Genomic DNA, 16,772 nt, shown 5'->3' with positions numbered 1-16,772 from the left:
AGCCCGAAGCTTGAAGCTACAGCCCCATGCCAAAGGGAGAATCACATGGGCAACAAGGTCGCACTGGTATTGGGTTCGGGAGGCGCACGCGGTTATGCGCATATCGGCGTGATCGAAGAGCTTGAAACACGGGGGTACGAGATCACCTGCGTCGCAGGTTGTTCGATGGGTGCAGTCGTAGGCGGTATTTACGCAGCAGGCAAGTTGGAAGAGTACCGCGAATGGATCGAAAGCCTGGATTACTTCGACATGCTGCGATTGGTTGATCCGAGTTTCAGCCTCGGGGCGATACGCGGCGAGAAGATCTTCGGACGGATCCGAGAGATGCTCGGATCGGTCAACATCGAGGATTTGCCGATTCCGTTCACGGCCGTTGCGACCGATCTGACGAACCAGCAGGAGATCTGGTTCCAAGAGGGTAACTTGGAACTGGCCATGCGTGCCTCGGCAGCCATCCCAAGCCTGTTCACGCCGGTCATGCAAGGCAACCGAATGCTGGTCGACGGCGGGATACTCAACCCATTACCAATCGTGCCGGTGGTCTCAAGCCACAGCGACATCATCATCGCCGTCAACCTCAACGCCAATAACCATCGACAATACCCCCTGCCGGAAGTGATCCGACCAGGACGCTTCGATGCCATGGTCAGCTCGATCAGCTCGCACCTTCCGTTCTGGCGCAGCAAGGGGCTTGAAGAGCATATAGCCGAACTCACTGCTGTCGATGGGCCTGGCGCGAGCCAGCCCCCGGGCGCCCCGTCTGGGCAAAGCGCGCCGAAGTCGGCCGAGGGTTCGATGGTGATCGACGTGGGTGGCCCGGCATCCTTGCTGGAACTCATCAACCAGAGCTTCGAGGTGATGCAATCCTCACTGACGCAATACAAGATTGCCGGTTACCCACCCAACGTGCTGGTCAACATTCCCAAGCGCGCCTGCCGTTTCTACGAGTTTTACAAAGCACCGGAGCTGATCAAGCTGGGGCAGATAATTGCCAGCGACGCGCTTGATAAGTACGAGCGCGAACAGCTCTAAACAGGGCGCCTGCAATCAGCAACAACCGGCTAGTCGCGAACTGCTGCATCGTTGGATTGATTGCCCGGTAGTTTTGCTGGCGTGACGACCCCAGGCACTTCCTTGACCAGCCAGTCTTCCAGCAGGCTGTAGGCAACTGCCAGCAGCGTCGGGCCGAGGAACAGCCCCATGAAACCGAACGCCAGCACGCCACCAAACACGCCAAGCAGCACCACAACCAATGGCAGGTTGCCTCCGCGACTGATCAGGTAGGGTTTCAGCACGTTGTCCACCCCACTGATGATGAACATTCCCCAGATACCCAGGAATATCGCCATGCCGTACTGCCCCTGCCAGGCGAGCCAGAGTGTGGCGGGGCCCCAGACCAAGGGTGGGACCATCAGGAAACTGAAAGCGAACGTCAGCAGACCGAGGATCAGTGCACCGGGTACGCCTGCAATGCTGAAGCCGACGTACGCCAGAATCGCCTGGGCGGCAGCAGTGCCGATCACACCGTTGACCACACGCTGAACTGTCCCAGCCACCAGCTCGAGATAATGATCAGCGCGATCGCCGATCAATCGGTGCAGCAGGCTATGGACGAATGCAGCCAGTTTTGGCCCGTCGCGATAGAAAAAGAACACGAGTACCAGGCTGAGCGCGAGTTCCAGCATCCCCCCGCCTACGCGCGCGCTGCGCACCAGCAACCAGTTGCCGACCTGACCGACATAGGGCCGGATCGTCGCGAAAAAGGCCGTCCCTTGCTCGTCCAGCGTGTTCCAGATATTCAACAGGTTGTCGCCGATCAGTGGAAGCTCAGCGAGCCACGCCGGCGGTGCTGGCAGCCCCTGCACTTGCAGGTTGTGCACTAGCACGTTGAACTCGCGGATCTGGTCGGCAATGTTGAATCCGAGCCAGACCAGCGGCACGGCTACCAGCACCATCCAACCGCCGGTCAACAGGGTTGCGGCGAGCGTGGAATTGCCCTTCATCCAACGGGTCAGCACGCGCATGATCGGCCAGCTGGCGAATGCCAGCACCGCCGCCCAGAATAGCGCCGAGGCAAACGGGGCCAGCACCCACACACAGGCACCGAGCAGCACCAGGAGCAGAATCTGCACCAGCAGACGATCGTTGTTAAGCATGGTGTTACCTATGGAAGAAGGCGGAGCACTTTGGAGCAAAGTGCACCAGAAGCAGTGGCTATTGCAGTCTGAAATATACCCTCAACGCAACAGCGTCATACGCAGCCCACCCTCGTCGGAGGCCTCCGCCTCCATGCGCCGCGCCTTGATTCGCTCCTGGGTAAGCGCTTCGTACCAAGCCGCAGCGCCTTTGCCTTTCAGCGAGACCCGTATCGTGCTGTCGAGCCGCAGGACATTGGCCAGCAGCGCGCCCCACTCCGCCGTGGGCTCTTGCGGCAATCGAGGCAGCCAGAGTTCGCCGGTGCTTTTCAACTGACGCAACAGGGTGCCCGGATTTGGCAGGATGATACCGAGCGGCTGATCAGGCACAAACTGCTCCACGTGCAGATAAGGACGACCGTTGCCACGGGTTACACCGTATAGCGCCATCAGCCGATCCGAATCGCCTGGCAGGCGCGCCAGCAGATAGGCTTGCCTCGCCTCTGGGCCGTACAGCGTCGAGCGATGAAACACCTCGTTAGCCCATAGACTGCTCGATCCGCACTCACGCCCCTCACACCAGAAGAGCAGTTCAGCGCCCTCGTTCAACAGACGATTTCGTCCACGCTCGAATGCTTCGATGCCGGTATGGACATCGGGCAGAAGATAGGTAACCGCCGTCAGGTGGCCGCTGGCGGCGATCTGGTCGCTCATGCGTAGCCGCCCGCTGATACGCCGTATCGAATCCAGCGGATAGGTTCGGTCCAGCACGTCCCGCTCTTTGAAGCCCACGATTTCAGATTGCGGGTATCGCGGAAGCAAGTCGAAGTCTCTGCTGCCCGGCAGATCCGCCGCATCAGCGGTGCTGATAGCCAAGATCAGCGCTGTTACCCATCTAACTCGCATACGACACCTCAATGGGTCACCACCGACGGCAGGGTCCGACCCTTGGAGGTGGCAGTGGTATGGAGGTTGGTCATTGCGGTGTTCCCTGCTGAGGCGATAGCCCAGCGTCACCAGTTGGCAAATGCAAGTCAAGCGGGGCTTTGCGACAGATTCTTGCGTAATCCCGTGCTAGCTCGATTCACCCTGCGAAGAACGGGTTGAAAACTGCCGCCACCGCTTCGGCCCCGACTTGATCATCCAAGTGCAGGTGATGGCCGCCGGGCAACCGATGCAGCACGAATGGCAAGGCCTGGGTCAGTTCGAGCATGGCCGGCTGGGTCAGCAAACCTTGTTCTGCCAGCACCAGGCTCGCCGGACAGGCCACGCCATGCACGAATGCCAACGCGTGGGCACGAGTCAGGCGCATCGACGATGGCAGCATCAAACGCGCATCAGTGCGCCAGGTATAACCGCCGGGAACCGGCATCAGCCCTCGCTGCGCGAGCCGCTCGGCCGCCTCGTGGCTGACCGCCCCCACGCCTTTCATGCGCGCCGCGACAGCCTGCTCGAAGCTGGCGTAGACCGGCTTTCGCTTGTCGTCGACGACAAGCAACTTTTGCAGCGATTCCCCAAGCTTTTGCGGCGCCGTTTCGGCTTCGCCGGTATAGGGAATCACCCCATCGATCAGGGCCAGTCGCTCGACCCGATCAGGCATGGCACCGGCCAGCAACACCGACACGATGGCGCCCATCGAGTGCCCCAATAAAGAAAACCGCTTCCAGCCAAACTGTTCGGCCGTCTGCAAGACGTCGTGCGCGTAGTCCCAGATGTTGTAAGCCGCCCCGAGCGGTCGATGATCGGAATGCCCGTGCCCTGGCAGGTCTAGCGCAACGATCCGGACGCCCTCAAGCAACGGCGCCAAACGCGAAAAGGTGGCCGCATTGTCTAGCCAGCCGTGCAAAGCAATGACCGGCTGACCGTCCTCCGGACCATACAGGTGAGCCGCTACCTCGATATGTGGCAGGCTCAGGCGGATCTCTTCGAACGTGACACTCATGCGGCACCCCGCCTGTCCAGTTCGGTCCAGCGACCGAACAACTGCCTGAGCAGGGCCGCGGTTTCACGCGGTCGCTCGAGCGGAAACATATGCCCGCCGGGCAAGGTATGCGCCTCGCCGTGGGCAACCAGCCGTAGCAGATAAAGATGATGGGGCAGCACAACTCGGCTTTCACGTCCCCGCACGACAGCCAGTGGCATCTTCAGCGCATGGGGCCAGCCGGGCGTCACATGCGGCACGCTGCGATAGATACGAATTTCAGTCTCCGGGTCGAAGCGCAAACGCACCCCTTGAGCAGTCGGCTCGAGCCCATGCTCGACATACGCATCTAGGCAGGCAGGATCGAAAGCGCGAAACAGTGCTTTGCTGGCGAAGTAACGCCGCGCTTCGTCGACGCAACTGAACTGTTCGCGACGACCAAGGGTACGCCCCGCGGGCGTCAGACGATCAATGAAACCAAAGCGTTTACCCGCCCAGATCAAGGTTTGATCCAGCCAGGTCGGCATAGGCGAATCGAGCATGACCACCCCGCGATAAAACTCCGGGCGTTGCAAGGCGGCGTGATAGTGCAGCATTCCACCAAGCGAATGCCCGACTCCCCAGACCGGCTCCTGCAACGCCGCTAGCTGTTCAACCAGCTCCTGCACCAGATTCTGCCAGTTGTCATCGACCGGGAAGCGCGGGTCATGACCGTGCTGATCGAGGTGGGTAACTGCGTACTCGGGCGTCAGGTCTTCAAACAGCTTGCGATAGGTGGCAGATGGAAAACCGTTGGCGTGAGCGAAAAAAATGCGTTGCGTCATGAGTTATAGGCGCTGGATGGAGACGACGGCCATTGTCTGGCGCCCCTTCCCTTAACGGCAATCGGCCGAAGCGGCAGAAGCAAAGGCAGTCCTGCCAAATAGAGCGCCTACGACGCCTACATAGGCTGCGGACTGTTTTCGCCAATCGGCACGACCGCAACAGTCAAACGCGAGATACAGCTCAGCTTGCCGTCATCCCCGTGCAGCCGTATGTCCCAGACGTGGCTGGACCGTCCCAGATGAACCGGACGACAGACCGCGGTGACACGACCGCTGCGTACCGCGCGGATATGGTTGGCGTTCACTTCGAGGCCGACACAATAAAATCGGCTCGGGTCGATGCATTGGTAGCTGGCCATGGACCCAACGGTCTCAGCGAGCACTACCGAAGCACCGCCGTGCAGCAACCCATAGGGCTGGTGAGTACGGGAGTCCACGACCATGCTGGCCGTTAGGCAATCCTCCTCGACTGCTTCGAAACGAATATCGAGCAGCTCGACAATGGTGTTCTGACGGTTGGCGTTGAGTTGTTCGAGGCTCGGTGGTCGTTGCCAAATGCTCACGTTTCGCTCCTGTTTTTGTTTTGTCTGCAGCAAGTCACTTGCAGTTGCAAGCGCAGCATCGATAGTAGCTAGTGCAATTAGACTGGATGCCGCAGCGCAACCAGGCGCATCAACCCCGCCGCAACGTGCTCCCCTTCCAACTCAGCCAGGCTAGCGGTTGCCATCGGAATGGGCGCGTCGCGGTGACCACTGACCAGCCACCCGCCGAACACACCGACAAAGGGCTGATGGGTGACCAGCAACACGTGCTGTTCGCTACGACGATCGAGATAAAGCAGCGCATCGGCCGGATCAGATTCCGGCGTCAACCAGGGTACGGTTTCCACCGATCCGCTAAAACCAAGCGCCTGCCGGACGATCTCAGCGGTCTGTTGGGCTCGCTGATAGGGACTTGCCAGAATGGCCTGCAGCGGTTGCCCTTGTAGATGCGCGGCGGCGCGCTCCACTTCGACTCGGCCCGCAGCGGTGAGGTTACGCTCGGCATCGGTCCGGTCGCGTGGCTCGGCTTCGCCGTGGCGCAACAGCCACAACATCATGGCTGCGGCTCCTGTTTTGGCGGGGCCGGCTGCACAGGGGGCACCGATTCCCTATCGGCCGGACGCGGTTTCGGCCAATCGGACATCGGCCAAGGCTTGCGATCGGTATTGAACGTGCCGAAACGGCCTATCTGCGCCACGTACTGGCTGAGGCTGTCACCGAACTCCAGCAAGCTGTCATTGGCTTTGCCATTCACAGCCTGCAGCACCAGCTGCGCCACGACTACAACCAGCAGGGCCAGTTCGGCCAGCTGCCAGACAAAAAAGAAAATCAGCATCCAGAGTGCGCGCAGAATCAGCGACTCGCGCTCTGCGCTGCGTTGTGATGTGTTCATTGGTAGCTCCGTTGTCGTATCAGAAACCGTCAGTGGAAATGAAATCCACGTCGGTCTTCGGTTCACCGCGCATCAGCAGCGCTATCACCTGATCCAGCGTACGCCCCTCAAACAGAATGGCATGCAGACCCGCGACCAGTGGCATGTAGACCTGTAGCTCCTCGGCCTTGGTCTTCAATACCTTGATGGTATTGACGCCTTCGGCCACTTCCCCCAGCCGCGACACCGCCTCATCGAGACTCAACCCCGCACCAAGAGCATGGCCCACCTGAAAGTTACGACTCTTCGTCGAGGTGCACGTGACGATCAGGTCTCCCACCCCTGCCAGCCCGAGAAACGTCATCGGATTTGCGCCGAGCCTAACAGCAAAGCGAGTCATTTCAGCCAGGGCGCGCGTGATCAGCATACTGCGGGTGTTTTCGCCCATACCGAGGGCCGCAGCCATACCAGCCATGATCGCGTAAACGTTTTTCAATGCTCCGCCAAGCTCGACGCCAAACCGGTCAGAACTGGCATAGACACGAAACGTGCGCCCATGCAGCGCCTGCTGCACGCAACGGCAAAGCGCCTCATCGTCGCTGGCGACAACCGTCGCGGTCAGTGCATGCTCGGCTACTTCTCGCGCCAGGTTAGGTCCTGAAATCACCCCGATTCGGGCTTGTGGCGCGATTTCTTCCAGGATCTGGCTCATCAGCATGAAGCCCTGGGCCTCGATGCCTTTCGTAGTGCTAACCAACATCTTCCCCGATAGATGATCAGCGAAAGGGGACAAGGCCTGCCGCAAGGCGCTGGAAGGCAATGCTACGAAGATCAGCTGACAGTCAGCCAGCGTCTGCCCAAGGTCGGTGACAGGGCAGACGCCTGGCAGCAGCGTCACACCTTTCAGATAGCGCGGATTCTGGCGGTGCGTGCGAATGCTCTCGGCCTGCTCGGCATCGCGCATCCACAATCGGACGCTGTGGCCGTTCTCGGCAAGCAGGTTTGCTATAGCGGTTCCGAAGCTGCCGCCGCCAAGCACCGCTATGGGTTGCTGTTCAGTCATGGGGGATCCGTTTAGGCACAGGGTGCAATGGTCAGCATTATACGTAGCGCTCCGCACGCAACCAGTGCAAACCCTGATGCCAGCAGAATCATCCGATTACAATTTCCGGTCGCGCCGAGCGACAGCGAAAGACCGTGTGGCCAGGCTTGCGTTGTCAGCATCCTGGGGCGGCATTCCCCAATGGTCTATAAGAGGCAGAACGTCACATGGTCGTTGTCACGGATCAGGAGTGTTAAAGTATCGGCCCGTTTCTACCGTGGTGGTCTCTTGGTTGGTCGAAACGAGCGGTACCCATGTCCCTGTGCTGTGACTTTCAGCGCAAGGCGGCAGTCTATGACTAGTCTTATGGCCGGACTCGCTTATTCGAGTCGGATGAACGCAGCAAGCCCTCCATAAAGGGACCATTGAGGAATACGCATGACCAAACAACAGGCCTTTACTCGGGAAGATCTGCTCCGTTGCAGCCGCGGCGAGCTGTTCGGCCCCGGTAATGCGCAACTGCCCGCGCCGAACATGCTAATGGTTGACCGCATCGTTCATATCAGCGAAGTCGGCGGCAAGTACGGCAAGGGCGAGCTGGTTGCAGAGCTGGATATCAACCCTGATCTCTGGTTCTTTGCCTGCCACTTCGAAGGTGACCCGGTCATGCCTGGCTGCCTGGGCCTCGATGCCATGTGGCAGCTGGTCGGCTTCTATCTGGGCTGGCAGGGCAACCCGGGCCGTGGTCGTGCGCTGGGTTCTGGCGAGGTCAAATTCTTCGGTCAGGTCCTGCCGACCGCCAAGAAGGTTACCTATAACATCCATATCAAACGCACCATCAGCCGCTCTCTTGTCCTCGGTATCGCCGATGGCACCGTTAGCGTGGATGGTCGCGAGATTTACAGTGCCGAAGGTTTGCGTGTCGGCCTGTTTACCTCTACTGATAGCTTCTGAAGGACTTCCGCATGCGTCGCGTCGTAATCACCGGCCTGGGTATCGTTTCCTGCCTCGGCAATGACAAAGACACCGTTTCCGCCAACCTACGGGCCAGCCGCCCCGGTATTCGCTTCAATCAGGCCTATGCCGATATGGGCCTGCGTAGCCAGGTCTCCGGCTCGGTTGATCTGAACCTCGAAGAGCTGATCGACCGCAAGGTTCTGCGCTTCATGGGCGATGCGGCAGCTTATGCCTATCTGGCGATGCAACAGGCTCTGGAAGACTCAGGCCTCAGCGCTGAGGATATTTCCAACCCGCGCATCGGCCTCATTGCAGGATCCGGTGGCGCTTCTACCATCAATCAGATGGAAGCCATCGACATCCTTCGCGAGAAGGGCGTCAAGCGCATCGGGCCATACCGTGTACCGCGCACCATGAGCAGCACAGTTTCCGCTTGCCTGGCGACGCCGTTCCGGATCAAGGGCATCAACTACTCCATCGCATCGGCCTGCGCCACCAGCGCGCACTGCATCGGCCATGCGATGGAACAGATCCAAATGGGCAAGCAGGACGTCGTCTTTGCCGGCGGCGGAGAGGAAGAGCACTGGAGCCAGAGCTGCCTGTTCGACGCCATGGGCGCCCTCTCCAGCCAGTACAACGAGACGCCGGAAAAGGCCTCGCGCGCCTATGATGCCAAGCGTGACGGCTTCGTCATTGCGGGTGGTGGCGGCATGGTGGTGGTTGAAGAGCTGGAGCATGCGCTAAAGCGCGGCGCTAAAATCTACGCGGAAATTGTCGGCTACGGCGCGACCTCCGATGGCTACGACATGGTCGCACCGAGCGGCGAAGGCGCGCTGCGCTGCATGCAGCAGGCGATGGCCACGGTTGAAGGTGATGTCGATTACCTGAACACCCATGGCACCTCCACTCCGGTGGGCGACGTCGCTGAGAGCAAGGCCGTACGCAACATGTTCGGTGACAAGATCCCAGCCATCAGCTCGACCAAGAGTCTGTCAGGCCACTCACTGGGCGCCGCAGGTGTTCACGAGGCGATCTATTGCATGCTGATGATGCAGGGCAACTTCATTGCCGGCTCGGCCAACATCGAAGAGCTCGATGCAGAAGTCGCTGACCTGCCAATCGTTCGCGAAACCCGCGAAGATGCCAAGATTGACACCGTCATGAGTAACAGCTTTGGCTTCGGTGGCACCAACGCAACGTTGGTACTGAAGCGCTGGAAAGGCTGATCAGCACAGCTAGTAAACGACAACGGCGCCTCAGGGCGCCGTTGTTGTTTGTGGATGTTTTATATGCCGTCATCTCCAGATCGCGTAACCGGACCGGAACGCGACCTGGACGAAAGCAGTAGATCAGGAAGCCTGCACCTGTCCTTCCACATCTCCATGCGCTATGCATGATGCTGCTGTGAACAGCGCATCCGTCGAGGAGTTCAGCGCGGTCTCGGCCGAATCCTGAATTACTCCGATGATGAAGCCGACTGCGACGACTTGCATCGCCAAATCGTTGGAAATCCCAAATAGGCTGCAGGCCAGTGGGATCAGCAACAGCGAACCGCCAGCGACACCAGAGGCACCGCAGGCACAAACCGCCGCGAGCAGGCTGAGCAAGATCGCCGTCGGGATATCCACAACGATGCCCAGCGTGTTCACGGCTGCCAATGTCAGCACCGTAATGGTAATAGCCGCCCCAGCCATATTGATGGTCGCACCAAGCGGGATCGAAACCGAGTAGGTGTCCTTATGCAGCCCGAGGCGCTCGCACAATTGCATGTTCACCGGGATGTTGGCTGCCGAGCTGCGGGTAAAGAACGCAGTGATACCGCTCTCCCGCAAGCAGGTGAACACCAACGGGTAAGGGTTGCGGCGAATCTGCCAGAACACGATCAAGGGGTTAACCACCAGCGCCATGAACAGCATGCTGCCCACCAGCACCATCAGGAGCTGCAGGTAACCGGCCAGCGCGGCAAAGCCGGACTCGGCTAAGGTCCCCGCTACCAGACCAAAGATACCCAGCGGAGCAAACCCGATGACGACCTTGACGATCAAGGTAACGCCTTCCGAGACATCGGCGATCAGATCGCGAGTGCTCTGACGCGCGTGCCTAAACGCAAACCCAAGTCCAATCGCCCACGCCAGGATGCCGATGAAATTACCTTCGATCAGCGCATGGATCGGGTTATCCACGACGTTGAACAGTAACGTTTTCAAAACAGCCGCGACACCTGCTGGCGGTACGACGTCATTGGCTTGGCTGACCAACGTCAGGCTGGTCGGAAACATGAAGCTGGCGATAACGGCAACGGCTGCCGCACTGACCGTGCCCAACGCATAGAGCACCAGAATCGGACGAATGTGCGTCGGCTGTCCGCGCTTGTGATTGGCCAGCGACGCAGTGACCAGAACGAACACCAATACCGGCGCAACCGCCTTCAATCCTGCGACGAACAGACTTCCCAGCAAGCTGACTGACGCTGCGGCCTCGGGCCACAGCCAGGCCAGAAGACAGCCCGCAACAAGGCCGACCACAATCTGCGTGACCAGACCGATACGGTTATAAGCTCGAATTAGAGGAGATGAGGCATTGGACATAGCGAAGTCTCGGCGTAGACGGCTGGATCAGGCGAGGCCCATCGCCCTGGAAGCGACAGCCGAAGCCCTGCGAAAAACGCCGGATGGTACGCATCTCCGCCCGTTCTGCCCAGCTTTGGGGCAAACCGGATGGACTGACCTTGTAGCACAGTGCAGAACACGAAGCCCTTTGCGGGGCGTCGCCGAAACAAACCGGGTCATGGTAAATCGTACTACCAGCTCGTTTAGATTAATCCCAGCGATGCCCGCTCCTGGCTCGCCGCGCAGGCCTGGTTAGCACCCGCAAATAGCTAAAGAGACAGGTCACGAATCTTGATCAATAAGCAGGAACGGACACCTCTAAATCCTGGCGTCAAGAAGGGGCTAATTAGGGGTGAAGCCGGACGAGCAGCCATGGAGCCAGCCGACGCTACACCCGTTTACCGCACCTCCGCCTGCCGCTTACGCGGAAGTACAGCGAGAAAATTGTCACGCGCCACTTTGCGTGCCACGGCCTCGGGCAACGCATCGAGGAAAGGATCAAATGCGCGCATCGCCTCTCCCAAACCTTCGAAGCGCCCCACAACATCTGAACCAATCATGAAGCGCGTAGGATGCCGCGCGACCAAGGCCACCCAGTCGGGATCGGGTGCGCCTGCGCTGTCCAGCAGATACGGACGAAGCATAGTCCATGACAAATCGACGTATAGATTCGGATAGTCATCGAGCAGGCGTTTGACGGTAGGTAGCAGGAAGTCCAGCTTCTTCTGGTGACGATGAAGCTCCTTGCTGGTACCAGCATGCGCCCAGATAAAGCGTGTATGCGGGTGGTTACGCAGCGGCTCTTCCAGTTCAGCCAGATAGAGCGGATTGCGCTCGCGCTTGGAGGTGATGTTTGAGTGCAGCATGACCGGCAAATCGAACTCGGCTGCCAGGTGGTAGACCCGCGTCAACGCTTCGTTGTTGGCACGGGGCGTATCGCCCTGAGTCAAAGCCGTCACATCATCATGCCGCGTGAATATCTCACCAAGTCCCTGCCACAGTCCTGGGTCCATATCGAGCATCCGACGGATATGCGCGTCGGCGTTCTTGTCATTCGGATTGAAGCCCGATAGAAACGGATGGAAGCGCTTGCGCTGCTCTTCGTCTAACTCCTTGAGCGCCGCAGCGACCACCACATCGGTCGCACTGTACCAGTAGACGGCCGCGTCATCGCCCGCGTAGTAGCGAGGGCGTTTGGGCTCATTCTCGTGCCATTTCTTAGCGACCGGTATACCGCTGATCATCACGTGATCGATGTCGCCCTTGTCCATGGCCTTGAGCAGCCGGTCCATGCCATCGCTTTCCTGGAAAAAGTCGACGAAATGCAGATGGGCGTCGCTGTAGTGGTAGTCCCGTGCCTGTACCGGTGCGGCCGAGACAACCAGGCAAAACGCGGCGAGACAGTTTCGTATGTTAAGCAACCGATGTCCTCCTGATGAGCACGCAGATAGACCGTCCAGTCGCTTGGCGGTTCATAACGCTGTTACAAGCGAGCCGCGCTTAATGCCTGATTTACCCTGGTTCTTTCAGCAAACGCAGCTGAACGAAAAAGGCCCGTCAGTGACGGGCCTTTTTTGCGGCAGATCAGGTTAAGCGGATAACTCAACCAACAGCTTGTTGAGGCGCTGCACATAAGCTGCAGGGTCCTTCAAGCTGTCCCCTGCCGCCAAGGCTGCCTGATCGAAGAGGATGTGCGAAAGATCGGCGAAGCGATCTTCATCCGGCTCGGCGTCGAGCTTTTCAATCAGCGGGTGTGCCGGGTTGATCTCGAAGATCGGCTTCGATTCCGGCACCTTCTGTCCGCTGGCCTCGAGGATCTGGCGCATCTGCAAGCCCAGGTCTTGCTCACCAATCGCCAGTATTGCCGGCGAATCAGTCAGGCGGTGCGATACGCGCACTTCAGCAACCTCATCGCCAAGCGCTGTCTTGAGACGCTCTACCAGGCCTTCCTTTGTTTTGGCGATCTCTTCCTGAGCCTTCTTGTCCTCTTCGGAGTCCAGCTTGCCGAGGTCCAGATCACCGCGGGCGACATCCACGAACTGCTTGCCATCGAATTCGGTCAGGTAGCTCATCAGCCACTCGTCGATACGATCGGTCAGCAGCAATACCTCGATACCCTTCTTGCGGAAGACTTCCAGATGCGGGCTGTTCTTGACCTGCGCATACGACTCGCCGGTGAGGTAGTAGACCTTGTCCTGCCCATCCTTGACGCGAGCCAGATACTCAGCCAGCGACACGCTTTGCTCGCCGGAACCATCGTGGGTGGAAGCGAAACGCAGCAGACTGGCTATCTTCTCCTTGTTCGCGAAATCTTCCGCCGGGCCTTCTTTCAATACCTGACCGAACTGCTTCCAGAAGTTCTTGTAGTCCTCCGGCTTGTCCTTGGCCAGCTTGTCCAGCATGTCCAGCACGCGCTTGGTCAGCGCCGACTTCATCGAATCAATCACCGGATCCTTCTGCAGAATCTCGCGGGACACGTTCAACGATAGGTCGTTGGAATCGACTACGCCTTTAATGAAGCGCAGGTACAACGGCAGGAACTCATCGGCCTGATCCATGATGAAGACCCGCTGGACGTAGAGTTTCAGTCCTTTGGGTGCTTCTCGCTGATACAGGTCGAACGGCGCACGGCCAGGAACGAACAACAACGACGTGTATTCGAGCTTACCCTCAACTTTGTTATGACTCCAGGCCAACGGATTCTCGAAGTCGTGCCCGACGTGCTTATAGAACTCCTGGTATTCCTCGTCTTTCACCTCGGTGCGTGGACGGGTCCAAAGCGCACTCGCTCGGTTGACGGTTTCCCACTCGGTCTCGGCCGGCTTGTCTTTCTCCTCACCATGAAACTCTTTCGGCAATTCGATCGGCAGCGCGATGTGGTCGGAGTATTTCTTGATGATGTTGCGAAGGCGCCAACCGTCGGCAAACTCTTCTTCGCCAGACTTGAGGTGCAGAACGATGCGAGTGCCACGTTCCGGCTTTTCGATGTTCGCAACCTCGAAATCGCCCTCGCCTTTCGAGGACCAATACACGCCTTCTTCTGCAGATGTACCGGCGCGGCGGCTGAACACCTCAACCTGCTCCGCGACGATGAAGGCGGAATAGAAGCCAACGCCGAACTGACCGATCAGGTGTGAATCCTTCTTCTGGTCACCGGTCAGGTGCTTCATAAAATCAGCCGTACCCGATTTGGCGATAGTGCCCAGATGGGTGATGACGTCTTCACGGTTCATGCCGATGCCGTTGTCTTCGAGAGTGACGGTCTTGGCATCTTTATCGAAGCTGACACGAATCTTCAGATCGGCTCCGCCCTCAAGCAGCTCAGGCTTGGCCAGCGCTTCGAAGCGCAGCTTATCAGCAGCATCCGAGGCGTTGGAAATCAGCTCGCGAAGGAAGATCTCCTTATTTGAATACAAGGAATGGATCATCAGGTGAAGCAGCTGCTTCACTTCGGTCTGGAAGCCCAGGGTTTCTTTGTTTTGAGTCTCCACACTCATCGTCTTGCAAACTCCACATCGTCAATGGCACGGACCGCGACTGCGGCGATGACAAGCAGATGGGGGCTTGGCGCTAAAATTCAAGTGCAATGCATGCCTGGGTGCCATTGCAGACCTTGTACAGCGACTTCCTGCTAGGCCCACTAAGGCTCGAGTAGCTCAAGCCGAACGATATCGTCGGGGCTGAGATTGAACACTGCCTCCCCCGGCCCTTTCAGGCGTTGCCTGATAGACAGGTTGCCGTCCCGATCAAGCCCTTTGAAGCGCCCTTCCGCAACGCCACCGCGCTTGGTATGGGCGCGTATTTGCCGATGTTCGTAGCGTTCCGGATTGCGCAGCAACCGCGCCAGAGAGAACCGCTGGCGGCGATCGATTCGGGCCGAAGCGGCGCTATCGGGCAGTGGTGCTGCTTGGGTCGTAGCAACCTTTGGCTGGGTTTCGACTGTAGCCTTCAGCGGCGGATAGGTATCGTCGACGACCGCCCAGCCTTGGTCACCCTTGTGCATATTGAGTTCGAAAAGACTCGGCGAACCTTCAACTTCGGCTTGCACCGAGAGGATCATGCTCGACGCAGGGAAGGAAACACCAGGCAGCGCCCCGATGGTCACTGCCCGCGTCTCGAAGCGTCGCTGCAGATGATCCTTGGCCACATAAGCGAGCGTGTCAGCCGAGTCATGCGTCAGATCCACCTGGCCCGAACGATAACGCAGGTTGTCGGTGAACAGTTCGATGTGTCCACTGAGGCTCGTGTGGTAATGGGCCGGCAAGACCAGATGGAAGTCACCGGCCAGCTTGTTCGGCGGCACCGGCTGCAGATCCAGATGTAAGGTGTAGCCGCTTCGAACTCGGCGCGCCTCAGGTAGCTGTTGTTCTGGACGCATCCAGTTGATTTCGATTTCCGGGACAGCACCGGTGTCCTCGGGAAGCACATCGACCTGCACTGCTCCAGGCGGATTTTCGCCAAGGCGAATGCTCACTTCCTGCTGGGCAAACAGCTGATCCCCATCACGCAATATTAGTACGCCATCCGTGAGACTGCCAACCCTAGGCTCGAAGGGTCGGCCATCGAGCTGCCCGTGCAAGCGAAAACTTAGCTGCTGGCCCTGCACTTCATCCTGCTCGAGCCACTCAAGGCTGGTGATGGCTGCGATTCGCTCCGGATCGTGGCTGGCGAGCAATGTAAACCCAACTACAAGAGGGATGAAGCCCAAAGCGGACAGCCCCACCGCCTTCCGGGCGTTATTCCAGTGGCGCGCGATATAGAGCAGAGTCACCGGGGGTAGCAGACAGCCGACGCCCCACAACAAGCCCGTACCGAACGCCAGAACGATCAACCAGATCAGACCGACTACGATCAGCAGCAGCCCACCCAATATCAGCAACGCATCCATTCAACACCTTCGAGACAACTACAAGAGACACCGGCCAGGCCTATCAGGGCTCGTTGACCTTGAAGTGGCAACGTGCAGTAGCGATCGGTTCGGCCTGATTGGTTTGCCAGGCCGTCACGGCAACATTGGCCACACGGCGTCCCTGGCGCCAGACCTGGCAGGCGGCGAAGGTGTCACGATAGTGACCCGCTCGAAGATAATCTATCGAGAAGTCGATGATTTTGGGCAAATGTGGCGCGCCCATGAACATCAGCAGATGGAGCATTGCCGCATGCTCCATGAAGCCAGCAATCACGCCGCCGTGGATGGCTGGAAGCGTAGGATTGCCGATATTGTCCTGGTTCTTTGGCAGCCGAAACACCATCTCATCGCCCAGCCGCAAGCACTCGATACCGATGAGCCTGGCGTACGGCACCATATTCAGAAGCACATCGTAATCATTGCTGGCGTGAGCCTCACGGACCAGCGCGTCCAGGTCCGGAACACTCATTGCGGTGCCTCCGGTGCTTTCATTAGGCTGTTCTTGCCCATGCGCATGAAAGCACCCACAACGTGTGCAATCGGCTCGTTGATATCACGCTGATAAGCGACTCCACGGGTGAAAATGACTGTCGGTGTTACGCGGTAGCACTCAGCAAAGCCAAACACATCATGATTTGGTTCGGCGGGATGCATGTAATCAATGCGTAGATCAAGCGTGGGACAGATCTCGAGCTCAGGGAGTGCGCACGCCGTGGAGATACCGCAAGTGGTGTCCATCAATGTCGTGATCGCCCCGCCGTGGACGCGTCCGGTCTCAGGATTGCTGACGATCTTTTCACTATAAGGAAGGCACAACGTGAGCCCCTTGGCGCTCGCATGCTCGACACGCATGCCCAGGACCTGACAGTGGCGTAACAGGGAAAGAAAGCGCTGGGTGCGCTCCAATATCAAACTATCGCTCATGCGAACTCTCAAAAGTCCAAACCACAGAGTTTACCGGC

Annotated in this window: 17 protein-coding genes; 3 read left to right on the top strand and 14 right to left on the bottom strand. The window is 58.8% G+C overall.

Annotation, left to right across the window (positions count from 1 at the left end; genetic code table 11):
• Positions 1–45: 45 nt before the first annotated feature.
• A complete protein-coding gene (locus ACQKIK_RS14550) occupies positions 46–1,032 on the top strand; it encodes a patatin-like phospholipase family protein (RefSeq protein WP_045426371.1) in 987 nt (328 codons plus the stop codon).
• Between the two features lie 29 nt (positions 1,033–1,061).
• Here ACQKIK_RS14550 and ACQKIK_RS14545 read toward each other — a convergent pair whose 3' ends face one another.
• The 8 genes from ACQKIK_RS14545 to ACQKIK_RS14510 all read right to left on the bottom strand — a co-directional run bounded on the left by ACQKIK_RS14545 (position 1,062) and on the right by ACQKIK_RS14510 (position 7,356).
• Positions 1,062–2,156 carry an AI-2E family transporter gene (locus ACQKIK_RS14545; protein WP_045426368.1) on the bottom strand — a complete coding sequence of 365 codons (1,095 nt, stop codon included), beginning with the start codon at positions 2,154–2,156 and terminating at the stop codon, positions 1,062–1,064.
• A gap of 81 nt (positions 2,157–2,237) precedes the next feature.
• Positions 2,238–3,041: a DUF4892 domain-containing protein gene (locus tag ACQKIK_RS14540; RefSeq protein WP_045426365.1), complete on the bottom strand. Its 804-nt coding sequence runs from the start codon at positions 3,039–3,041 to the stop codon at positions 2,238–2,240.
• Positions 3,042–3,219: 178 nt separating this feature from the next.
• Positions 3,220–4,077: an alpha/beta hydrolase gene (locus tag ACQKIK_RS14535; protein WP_045426362.1), complete on the bottom strand. Its 858-nt coding sequence runs from the start codon at positions 4,075–4,077 to the stop codon at positions 3,220–3,222.
• Positions 4,074–4,880, bottom strand: coding sequence for an alpha/beta fold hydrolase (locus ACQKIK_RS14530; RefSeq protein WP_241528564.1), 807 nt, complete (start codon positions 4,878–4,880; stop codon positions 4,074–4,076). The genes ACQKIK_RS14535 and ACQKIK_RS14530 overlap by 4 nt, the downstream gene beginning before the upstream one ends.
• A gap of 116 nt (positions 4,881–4,996) precedes the next feature.
• Positions 4,997–5,443 (bottom strand): hotdog fold thioesterase, encoded by a 447-nt coding sequence (locus tag ACQKIK_RS14525; RefSeq protein WP_499136462.1) that lies wholly within the window; start codon positions 5,441–5,443, stop codon positions 4,997–4,999.
• A 77-nt stretch (positions 5,444–5,520) separates the two neighbouring features.
• On the bottom strand, positions 5,521–5,979 hold the full coding sequence (gene sixA / locus ACQKIK_RS14520; RefSeq protein ID WP_499136461.1) for a phosphohistidine phosphatase SixA: 459 nt from the start codon (positions 5,977–5,979) through the stop codon (positions 5,521–5,523).
• Positions 5,976–6,314, bottom strand: a complete 339-nt coding sequence (locus ACQKIK_RS14515) for a DUF4389 domain-containing protein (RefSeq protein ID WP_499136459.1) — start codon at positions 6,312–6,314, stop codon at positions 5,976–5,978. The genes sixA and ACQKIK_RS14515 overlap by 4 nt, the downstream gene beginning before the upstream one ends.
• Positions 6,315–6,333: 19 nt before the next feature.
• Positions 6,334–7,356 carry an NAD(P)H-dependent glycerol-3-phosphate dehydrogenase gene (locus ACQKIK_RS14510; protein WP_499136458.1) on the bottom strand — a complete coding sequence of 341 codons (1,023 nt, stop codon included), beginning with the start codon at positions 7,354–7,356 and terminating at the stop codon, positions 6,334–6,336.
• 417 nt (positions 7,357–7,773) lie between these two features.
• Here ACQKIK_RS14510 and fabA point away from each other — a divergent pair, with 417 nt between their 5' ends.
• Positions 7,774–8,289 (top strand): 3-hydroxyacyl-[acyl-carrier-protein] dehydratase FabA, encoded by a 516-nt coding sequence (gene fabA, locus ACQKIK_RS14505; protein ID WP_045426348.1) that lies wholly within the window; start codon positions 7,774–7,776, stop codon positions 8,287–8,289.
• Positions 8,290–8,300: 11 nt separating this feature from the next.
• Positions 8,301–9,518 (top strand): beta-ketoacyl-ACP synthase I, encoded by a 1,218-nt coding sequence (gene fabB / locus ACQKIK_RS14500; RefSeq protein WP_045426346.1) that lies wholly within the window; start codon positions 8,301–8,303, stop codon positions 9,516–9,518.
• A 123-nt stretch (positions 9,519–9,641) separates the two neighbouring features.
• Here the strand turns inward: fabB and sstT are convergent, their stop codons facing one another.
• From sstT to ACQKIK_RS14470, 6 genes are all read right to left on the bottom strand, one after another.
• Positions 9,642–10,880: a serine/threonine transporter SstT gene (sstT, locus tag ACQKIK_RS14495; RefSeq protein WP_045426343.1), complete on the bottom strand. Its 1,239-nt coding sequence runs from the start codon at positions 10,878–10,880 to the stop codon at positions 9,642–9,644.
• A 419-nt stretch (positions 10,881–11,299) separates the two neighbouring features.
• Positions 11,300–12,322: an amidohydrolase family protein gene (locus ACQKIK_RS14490; RefSeq protein WP_045426340.1), complete on the bottom strand. Its 1,023-nt coding sequence runs from the start codon at positions 12,320–12,322 to the stop codon at positions 11,300–11,302.
• Between the two features lie 168 nt (positions 12,323–12,490).
• Entirely contained in the window at positions 12,491–14,398 is a 1,908-nt protein-coding gene (htpG, locus tag ACQKIK_RS14485; RefSeq protein WP_499136457.1) for a molecular chaperone HtpG, read from the bottom strand.
• Between the two features lie 143 nt (positions 14,399–14,541).
• A complete protein-coding gene (locus ACQKIK_RS14480; RefSeq protein ID WP_499136456.1) occupies positions 14,542–15,789 on the bottom strand; it encodes an MFS transporter in 1,248 nt (415 codons plus the stop codon).
• A gap of 43 nt (positions 15,790–15,832) precedes the next feature.
• Positions 15,833–16,279 (bottom strand): PaaI family thioesterase, encoded by a 447-nt coding sequence (locus ACQKIK_RS14475; RefSeq protein ID WP_045426331.1) that lies wholly within the window; start codon positions 16,277–16,279, stop codon positions 15,833–15,835.
• Entirely contained in the window at positions 16,276–16,734 is a 459-nt protein-coding gene (locus ACQKIK_RS14470) for a PaaI family thioesterase (RefSeq protein WP_045426329.1), read from the bottom strand. Before ACQKIK_RS14470 ends, ACQKIK_RS14475 begins: the two co-directional genes overlap by 4 nt.
• Positions 16,735–16,772 lie beyond the last annotated feature (38 nt).

This window comes from Pseudomonas sp. NPDC047961, from assembly GCF_050272435.1.
GTDB lineage: Bacteria > Pseudomonadota > Gammaproteobacteria > Pseudomonadales > Pseudomonadaceae > Stutzerimonas.
The sequence above is the reverse complement of the archived record's forward strand: the minus strand, read 5'-3'. Positions and strand labels throughout refer to the sequence as shown.

Excerpts from the sequence above, each read along its gene's own strand:
- ACQKIK_RS14550 (WP_045426371.1), top strand. The coding sequence starts at position 46 with ATGGGCAACAAGGTCGCACTGGTATTGGGTTCGGGAGGCGCACGCGGT.
- ACQKIK_RS14545 (WP_045426368.1), bottom strand. The coding sequence starts at position 2,156 with ATGCTTAACAACGATCGTCTGCTGGTGCAGATTCTGCTCCTGGTGCTG.
- ACQKIK_RS14540 (WP_045426365.1), bottom strand. The coding sequence starts at position 3,041 with ATGCGAGTTAGATGGGTAACAGCGCTGATCTTGGCTATCAGCACCGCT.
- ACQKIK_RS14535 (WP_045426362.1), bottom strand. The coding sequence starts at position 4,077 with ATGAGTGTCACGTTCGAAGAGATCCGCCTGAGCCTGCCACATATCGAG.
- ACQKIK_RS14530 (WP_241528564.1), bottom strand. The coding sequence starts at position 4,880 with ATGACGCAACGCATTTTTTTCGCTCACGCCAACGGTTTTCCATCTGCC.
- sixA (WP_499136461.1), bottom strand. The coding sequence starts at position 5,979 with ATGATGTTGTGGCTGTTGCGCCACGGCGAAGCCGAGCCACGCGACCGG.
- ACQKIK_RS14515 (WP_499136459.1), bottom strand. The coding sequence starts at position 6,314 with ATGAACACATCACAACGCAGCGCAGAGCGCGAGTCGCTGATTCTGCGC.
- ACQKIK_RS14510 (WP_499136458.1), bottom strand. The coding sequence starts at position 7,356 with ATGACTGAACAGCAACCCATAGCGGTGCTTGGCGGCGGCAGCTTCGGA.
- fabA (WP_045426348.1), top strand. The coding sequence starts at position 7,774 with ATGACCAAACAACAGGCCTTTACTCGGGAAGATCTGCTCCGTTGCAGC.
- fabB (WP_045426346.1), top strand. The coding sequence starts at position 8,301 with ATGCGTCGCGTCGTAATCACCGGCCTGGGTATCGTTTCCTGCCTCGGC.
- sstT (WP_045426343.1), bottom strand. The coding sequence starts at position 10,880 with ATGTCCAATGCCTCATCTCCTCTAATTCGAGCTTATAACCGTATCGGT.
- htpG (WP_499136457.1), bottom strand. The coding sequence starts at position 14,398 with ATGAGTGTGGAGACTCAAAACAAAGAAACCCTGGGCTTCCAGACCGAA.
- ACQKIK_RS14480 (WP_499136456.1), bottom strand. The coding sequence starts at position 15,789 with ATGGATGCGTTGCTGATATTGGGTGGGCTGCTGCTGATCGTAGTCGGT.
- ACQKIK_RS14475 (WP_045426331.1), bottom strand. The coding sequence starts at position 16,279 with ATGAGTGTTCCGGACCTGGACGCGCTGGTCCGTGAGGCTCACGCCAGC.
- ACQKIK_RS14470 (WP_045426329.1), bottom strand. The coding sequence starts at position 16,734 with ATGAGCGATAGTTTGATATTGGAGCGCACCCAGCGCTTTCTTTCCCTG.